The organism is Frankia sp. CcI156 (genome assembly GCF_001983015.1).
In the GTDB taxonomy this organism is placed as follows: Bacteria; Actinomycetota; Actinomycetes; order Frankiales; family Frankiaceae; genus Frankia; species Frankia casuarinae.
Genome location: NZ_MOMD01000101.1, coordinates 1 through 7718, shown reverse-complemented (window position 1 = coordinate 7718; position 7718 = coordinate 1). Strand labels below are relative to the sequence as shown.

Sequence of the window (7718 nt, the reverse complement as noted above, 5' to 3'; positions counted from 1 at the left end):
TACCTCATGCCCGATACAAGCGTCGGACACGGCCGGGTCATACCCGGACAGACCGGATGTGATCAAACAGACCCCGACCATTCAAGATCTGTAGCGAACGACGTCGCCACGACCCACGTCCTCATGAACAACTGCTATGCCGGCTATGCGCAGCGCAACGCAACGCCAGACAGTTGGCCGACCCGCTGGCCCGGCTCGACTCTCGCGAGAACCGTGGTCGTCGGAGGGACGAGCAGGGTTCCCGGTTATGTCGCCAGAGGCGATGGCAGGGCGTCATGCTCGTTGGCCGACTTGTCCCAATCCGGAGCCGTTGGGGAGCCGATCGGTTACGATCCGCTTGGGTTGCAGGGCGGGAGGTGATCCAGTTTGGCGGAGCCGGGAACGTCGGCACACTATGAGCGCCTCGCTGGCGCGTACGACCAGAACTGGACCTACAGCGACGTCTTCCTCGACTGGATGACCCGGGAGATGGCCGGGGCGCTCACCCTGACCTCCCACGATCGGATCATCGACGTCGGGTGCGGGACGGGACTGTACACCCGCCGGGTTTTCGAGATCGTCCGGCCGTCGACGCCGATCCTGTGCGCCGACCCGTCCGAGGGGATGCTGAGCCAGCTGCCTTCGGATCCCGGTTTTCGCCCGGTGCACGCCTCGGCGGAGCAGCTCGCCGGCGCGGCCAGCCCCGACGCAACGACGGCCGTCGGGCCCGGTTCACTCGACGTGGTGATGATCAAAGAGGCGATCCACCACGTGGCCCCCGCCGACCGTCCGCGGGTCATCGCCGGGCTCACAGGCCTTCTCGGCGACGGTGGCCGTTTCCTCATCGTGATGTTGCCGATCCGGATCTCGTACCCGCTGTTCGTCGCGGCCCTGGAGCGGTTCGAGGAGCTGCAGCCGGACCCTGCCGACATCGCGGACCACATGCGCGATGCGGGCCTGACCGCGAGTCTTACGTACCGCGACCACCCGTTGAGCATCCCGAAGGACCGGTACCTGGCGATGGTGCGCAGTCGGTACATGTCGTTGCTCTCGACGTTCGATGATGACCAGATCGAAGCAGGCGTGGCCGAGATCGACGCCCGCCATCCGGAACCGGTGCTGTTCTTTCCCGACCGGTTCGCCTTCGTRCTCGGTACCCGGAGGAGGACCGTCTCGTGACCGAGACCGTCGATGACCGTCTTCATCGGCTGCAGGGCGAGCTCAACGGTCATGATCGGATCGCGCGACATCTCGGCCTCGACTTCACCCGGCCGATCAAGTCGTTGAGTGACGGCTATCCGGAGAACACCGTCTCGCTCATCGGAAAGATCGCCGAACGGCTRCTGAAGCAGCTGTGGACCCATCGTGAGGTTCCGGGCGACCCGTCCGGCAAGGCGCTGAACGATCTGATCAAAGGTTGCCGGCCGCATATCCGCAGTACCAACATCATCAACGCGTTTACCGACATCCAGCGGCTTCGGAACCGTTCGTCGCATGACGGTTATGAGATCGCCGAGGAGGACGGCCTTCTCGCCGTGCGCCGGCTCCTGGACGTCTTGGACTGGTTCACCAGCACCGGCGTTACCGCGATCACCGGTGACGCGCCCGGCCTTGATCCGCTCGTCGAGCGGAAGGCCGAGTTCCTCTCGGGCCTGTACGCGACCCTGGGTTACAAGGCGATCAAGCGGTTCGAGCTGTCCGAGAGCACCGTCTACCAGCTGTTCTGCCGGCAGATCGGGTTGCAGGCCGAGTATGTGGAGATCATGCTCAGTCGCAGCCTGGAGGAGCTGAACCAGCTTCTCACTACGACCGGCGGCGAGATCCTCAGTACCCAGCTCCCGAAGCACACCCGGTTTCTGATCGTCGAGGACGAGCCGTCCGAGGATGTGGCGCCGTTCGCGGACGGTGAGATCCGCATCGTGGCCTACGAGCGGTTCATGGAGAGAATCGTCGACGTACCGTCGCATCTGTCCGCCCTGACGCTCAGCTACCCGGAGACGAGACCCCGTGACATGGAGCCGTTCAGGATCGCTGGGGATGTGCTGGAAACGGACCAGCACACCGGCGAGATGACGGTCACCGAGACGTTCGACGCCGGGGAGATCCTGCGCCGTCTCGCGGGAACCTCGGCGAACATCCTCGTCATTGGTGGTCCGGGCAGCGGGAAGACGACGCTGCTGAAGCAGCTCGCGGCGGACGGCTCGGAACCCGCACGGCATCGCTACCGCTTCTACCTGGACATGAGCCTGAAGGAACCCGAGGAGGAGTTCGGTGACTTTGTCACCCGGACCCTCAACCCGTACATGACGGTTCCGCGGAACCGGGTCTTCGACGTCTTCCTGTACCTGATCCGGGCCGGCTCCGTGCTGTGCGTGCTCGACGCGATCGATGAGGCGGTGCCGAACACGAGCCTGGAGGCGTTCCTCGGTGTGTTCTCCGACGTCTCGCAGGCGCTGTCGGCGGAGTCGACGGTCGTGATGTCGTCCCGCTACTCGTTCCTCGCCGACTCGCCCGAGGTCCGCCGGCTGCTGAACAGCTCGTCGCTGATCTCGGAGCAGCTCGTCCAGCAGCTGCACGCGAACGGCGTCGATCCGCTGGAGCTTCCGCAGTTCAGCGTGGTCCGACTCGGTGACCTGAAGCTGCACGCGGACGAGCGGGTCTACTCGGTCTCGCCGTTGGAACTGCGGCTCGCTCAGCAGACCGGCCAGCTCGCGCGGGGGCCCGCCGTGGATGCGGCCAGGCACCTCGCGGACCTGGTGCCGGCCCGCATCGGGCAGGTCCTGAACACCGCCGGGCTCGCTGATCTCCAGCCCAGGCTGGAGAGTTACTTCGGCCCGGCGTTCCTGGCCGATCAGGCGGTGTTMACTCTGGCGGACATCTGCACCCACGTCGGCATCGAATGCTTCGCCGAGGGACGGGTCACGCTGGAGACGTTACTGCTCGCGCCCCTGTTCCGTCCGGCCGGCGCCGGCACGGTGGCGTTGGTGCACACCGTTTTCCAGGAGTATTTCGCCGCGCGCTACCTGCGGACCGCGGCCGGACGGGAGGCCGCGGGCAGCAACGCCGAACCGATTCTGACCGAGCAGGTCCGGGAGTTCCTCGTCCACCTCGGCGCCGAGACGATCCCCGCGCCCCCGCGGACGCTGCCGGCAGCGACGTACCTGGTCGGGCCGAGCCACCGCCTCCTTCTTCGAAAGATCGAGAAGCCGGTGCTGTTCGACGAGTTCCCCGTGACGGTCGGGCAGTACAAGGCGTTCCTCGCCGCGGTCGCCGAGCAGGGCTGCGCGCAGTGGGATCATCCGGACACTCCGCCAGGCCACAGCCACGAACCATGGCAGGAACGCTTGCGCAACCCGGAGTACTTCACCGATCCGGTGTACGATAACTACCCGGCGAACTGCGTCAACTGGTGGAGTGCCTACGCCTTCGCCCGCTTCGAGGGCAAGCGGCTGCCGACCTGCGTCGAGTGGGAGGCCGCCGCCCGGGGCACGGATGGCCGGCTGTTCCCCTGGGGAGACGGCGTCGACCTGGCCGCGGTCAACTGCGCCGACGCGTGGAGCGGCCGGCCGTTGGTGACCTACGAGGTCTGGAAGCAGGAGATCGACGGCGGCCGGTTGCGGGACTGCGCCCCGACCCCGGTGACCGATCATGCGGCGAACCTGTCCCCGTTCGGGGTGCACGGCATGTCCGGCAACGTGTGGGAATGGACCGAGACCGTGTTCGACGGGATCAACTCCGCGGTGATCTGCGGCGGCTCCTACGACAACCCGTACCGGGCGGTGCAGACTTCGTCGAAGGCCCTGTACCTACGTCGGGGCAGCAGTAACGCCGTCGGGTTCCGCTGCGTGCGGGAGGTCGCGTGACCATGACCGGCGAGCCGGACAGCGGGCAGCGGTTCGGCCGGATCGTCGACCGCCAGCCGCTGGGCAGCGGACCCCACCGGGTCACCGCCACCTACCTGGTTCGCGACGACGAGACCGGCGAGATCCACGGCTTCGACTACAGCGACATCGTCACCGAAGGATTCCGCACGATCATCGTCGGGGAGCGTGTGCGTTTCGAGGTCGACCCGTCCACCGGCCGAGCTCACTTCGTGATCAGACTGGACCTTCCGGAGGTCGACGAATTCTACCGGTAGACCAGCCGGGACGGCATTCCTTCGTGGTCGTCTGTCCCGCCTTCCTCACCGGCACCCCGGACTGGCCGGAAGGTCCGCTGCCGTTACGCCACAAGGAAATCGAAGCGACCACCGCCGCACGCAGCACCTATTTCAGCGCCGCCTGCGCACGCATCCTCTACGGCACGCCTGACCGGCCGAGTCGCTGGCAGCGCACCGCACCCACCGGCGAGACGGACAGCCCGATCTTCGGGACGGAGATCCTCCTACCCGACCCGGACCGGCCGGATCGCGCCTTCGTCATCGTCCATGTCCATATCCAGACCGGCGGGTCCGAGCTCCTCGACGTCCTGCGCGCCGTCGCCGGCCGGCGCGGCAGTGCGACCCCACCCCCCGACCTCGGCTCGGCGCTGCCCACCTGGGCCCGCCTGGCGCCGTCGGCCCGAAGGTTCACAATCGCCTTCCTGACCTTCCCCACCCTTCCCGAAGCCGACCCGCCGCGACCCGTTGACGCCGCCCGAATCGACTCTTGGTCGACCGCGGACACCTGGCTGTGGCATCTCGCATCCCGTACCGCCAACGCCGACTACCCGCCGGATCCCGACCACGCCGACCAGCTCCTCGACGGACGAGTGATTCTCTCCGCAGACTGGCGCGGGCTCGTCACCCGGGACGGCGCCGCCTTTCTCGGTCTACGCCCCGACGACGGCGCCGACGATGCGTTCTTCGGCTTCGCCCAGCTCTACGCCCACACCACCTACCTCGACGCGGTCCTGATCGGCATGATCCAGAACGTGGCCATCAYCGAGATGATCGCCGAGGCGGCCCGCGCGTTCGAAGCCCAGGACCTTACCCGTCATCTTGCTCGTCTCGAAGAACGGGCCGCGYGATTCCGCAACATCTACTGGCTCCGGGACGCCAGCGCCCACGGCCCGGCGAACGACATCCTCACCGCCTATCAGGCACAGCACCATCTGCCCGAGCGGTTCGACGCCGTGCTCACCGAGATCGTCGACCTGAACCGGATCGCCCAGACCCAGGAGGGGCAGCAGGTCGGCGCGGCGCTCGGCGTCATCACCGTCGTCGGCCTGCCCTTCGGCGCCGCCTTCGCGGTACTCCAGGTCCTCGGCGTGAACTCGGCGCGAGACCTCCTCATCGGCGTGCTCGCCGCGCTCGCCGGTTCCGGCGCCCTGCTCCTCACCCGGTTCGGCCGGCTCCTGCTCCGTTCTCTCCGGTAACCGGAGTAACGGGCTCCCGAAGCCGAGCGGAACCTCGGCCACGCCCCGGAAAGGGACGCTCCGTCGCCAGCGCACCGGGATGGCGGCGGAGTTTGATACTGCGGCCGCACAGTTGACTGGACGGCCACGGCAGACGCCACAGCAGACATTGAACGGTGCGAAGCCAGTCGAAGTTTTCGACAATCCGCTGGCAGGGCATGTGTCGCCATGACCACTTGATTCCGCCCCAATCTCGCGCGAAGGGGTAGCGCGACAACGGGGAATGACCCGACAGTGGAACCAGCGGAGGAGGTGAGTCCGACGAGCCCGACGAACCGACGCACTCTCATCGGCGGCAGCATGGCAGCAGCCGGCCTGTTCGCCACCGCGGACACCGCGGCGGCGATCTCCGACCGCATCGCCGAATCGGCTKTGGCTCCTCGCACCCTCCGCGAGATCGAACGGGACGTGCACGACATCGCCGCGGCCTATACCGCCACACCCGCGGGCCTGCTGGTGCCCCGGGTCGAAACGGGCTGGCTCGCCGTAGAACGGCTCCTCGACGGCCGGGTCCGCGGCCGGACCCGCACCACCCTGGACACCCGCGCAGGCCAGTACGCGCTCTACCTCGCGTTGACCGCTAACGACCTCGGCCACACCCWGGCAGCCGACACCTACCTCGACCTCGCCGGCCAGCACGCAGACGAGGCCGGGGATCGGCTCCTCGCGGACTGCGTCGCCGTGCTCGACAGTTCGTTCGCGTTCTTCCGTAACCAGCCGCACCGCGCCCAAGCCGTCGCCGCCGAACGGCGCCAGGACGCCCACCCCTACGCCCGGCCCATGCTCGGCGCCTGCGAGTCCCGCGCCGCGGCCCGTGCGGGCGATCCGGCGGCAGCCCGCCACGCCCTCGACGACATGTGGGCAAACCTGTGGACCGGTGGCCCTCTGCCCGGAACGGTCGCCGTTGACGAGGATCAAGCCCTCGCCCAGAGCGCGGCGATCCTCTCTCAACTCGCCGATCCCGCGAGCGAGGAGCACGCCCGGCGCGCTATCGCGGCCTACGCGGATTCCGGGCGTGCCGGGAACCTCGGGGGGTCATACAACGCCCTCGCACGCAGCTACCTACGCCGACCCGAGCCGGACCCCGAACGGGCCGCCGATGCCGCACGCTCCGCGCTGGCCGCTGTCGGGGAACAGCGAACGAGTTGGGTTGTCGACGTCGCCGGGCAGATGTGGCGGCAGATGGACGCCCGCTGGCCCGCCCTGCCCGCAGTCCACGACCTGGGGGTACTCGTCCAGGCCGCCGAACGGCCCGCACTTCCTCCAACCGCCACCTGAGCCGTATCCGAACATCCGTTCGTACGAGGCGCACAATGGGCGGGTGCGTCTCACCGTCGATCGTGACTCCTTGGCCAGCCTCGTCCCCTGGGCCGCCAGAATCCTCCCCGGYCGGGCAACCACCCAGCTCCAGGTCCTCGCCAGGCTCTTCCTCGAAGCGGGCGAGCATGCGCTGAAGGTCAGCGCCTACGACTACGAGGTGGCAGCCCGCGCCRCCGCGGGGCGGGCGCGGCCCTCACCCTCGACGGCCCGCTTCCCTTCGAGCTCCTGCCCGGTGACGAGCTCGGCCGGGATCTGCTGTCCCGGCGGCGGTTACACGATCTGCGGCACAGCTCGGCCTCGATCCAGCTCGCTGAGGGGGTCGACATCACGCTCGTCTCGAAACGCCACGGGCACAGCTCTACCCGGATCACGGGGGATCTGTACGCCCATCTGTTGCGGTCGACGGGCCGGGCCGCAGCGGAGGCAATCGCGAATGCAGTTCCCCGCGCCCACGTGCCGCCCACAACGATCAAGGAGCATTCCGGGGATAGGGAGAGAAATGCTTAGCTGCAGGTCAGACATCCCATGGTTTTCGTTGTCAAGCGGCGACGTCGAGTGTTGCTTTCTGTGTCCATGCGGTTGCCTCACTGTAGGGGGTGTGGGTCTTGAGGCAGCCGTGCAGGATTCCGACGAGCCGGTTGCCGAGCTGGCGCAGCGCGGCGTGGTGCGACGTGCCGCGCGCGCGGRTCGCGTCGTAGTACGACCGGGCGCCCGGGGATGCGCTCAGGGCCGAGAGCGCCTGCTGATGTAGCGCGTCGGCGAGCCGGTTGTTGCGTGCGTAGCGGGCCAGGACCGTCTTCTTCTTCCCGGAGGCGCGGGTGATCGGGCTCGTGCCGGCGTAGTTCTTCCGTGCCTTCGCGTCGGCGTAGCGCGTCGGGTCGTCACCGAACTCGGCGAGCACCCGGGCCGCGAGGACCGGTCCCAGGCCGGGCTGGGACAGCAGGATCTTCGCGTCCGGGTGCTGGTCAAAATGGTCCGCGACCTGCTCCTCGAGCCGGGCGATCTCGCCGTTGAGGGCTGCGAGC

General features: G+C 68.0%; 7 protein-coding genes. 6 read left to right on the top strand and 1 reads right to left on the bottom strand.

Going from position 1 to position 7718, the window contains the following annotated elements; genetic code table 11:
- Positions 1-366 precede the first annotated feature (366 nt).
- The 6 genes from CcI156_RS23140 to CcI156_RS27985 all read left to right on the top strand — a co-directional run bounded on the left by CcI156_RS23140 (position 367) and on the right by CcI156_RS27985 (position 7200).
- The gene (locus CcI156_RS23140; protein ID WP_023842187.1) at positions 367-1158 is read left to right on the top strand and encodes a class I SAM-dependent methyltransferase; all 792 of its coding nucleotides are present in this window, start codon (positions 367-369) and stop codon (positions 1156-1158) included.
- A complete protein-coding gene (locus CcI156_RS23135) occupies positions 1155-3842 on the top strand; it encodes an SUMF1/EgtB/PvdO family nonheme iron enzyme (RefSeq protein WP_076808228.1) in 2688 nt (895 codons plus the stop codon). The genes CcI156_RS23140 and CcI156_RS23135 overlap by 4 nt, the downstream gene beginning before the upstream one ends.
- Before the next feature lie 2 nt (positions 3843-3844).
- The gene (locus CcI156_RS23130; RefSeq protein WP_011435464.1) at positions 3845-4117 is read left to right on the top strand and encodes a hypothetical protein; all 273 of its coding nucleotides are present in this window, start codon (positions 3845-3847) and stop codon (positions 4115-4117) included.
- A 23-nt stretch (positions 4118-4140) separates the two neighbouring features.
- Positions 4141-5334, top strand: coding sequence for a hypothetical protein (locus CcI156_RS23125; protein WP_083718781.1), 1194 nt, complete (start codon positions 4141-4143; stop codon positions 5332-5334).
- Between the two features lie 291 nt (positions 5335-5625).
- The gene (locus CcI156_RS23120; RefSeq protein WP_254847581.1) at positions 5626-6651 is read left to right on the top strand and encodes an XRE family transcriptional regulator; all 1026 of its coding nucleotides are present in this window, start codon (positions 5626-5628) and stop codon (positions 6649-6651) included.
- An 87-nt stretch (positions 6652-6738) separates the two neighbouring features.
- Positions 6739-7200: a tyrosine-type recombinase/integrase gene (locus CcI156_RS27985; protein WP_083718779.1), complete on the top strand. Its 462-nt coding sequence runs from the start codon at positions 6739-6741 to the stop codon at positions 7198-7200.
- Positions 7201-7231: 31 nt separating this feature from the next.
- Here CcI156_RS27985 and CcI156_RS23110 read toward each other — a convergent pair.
- Positions 7232-7718, bottom strand: a 487-nt coding sequence (locus CcI156_RS23110; protein ID WP_139341586.1) for a transposase, incomplete at its 5' end; no start/stop codon positions are given.

Bases quoted from the DNA above. Each gene is read 5' to 3' on its own strand.
- CcI156_RS23130 (WP_011435464.1), top strand. From the start codon at position 3,845: ATGACCGGCGAGCCGGACAGCGGGCAGCGGTTCGGCCGGATCGTCGAC.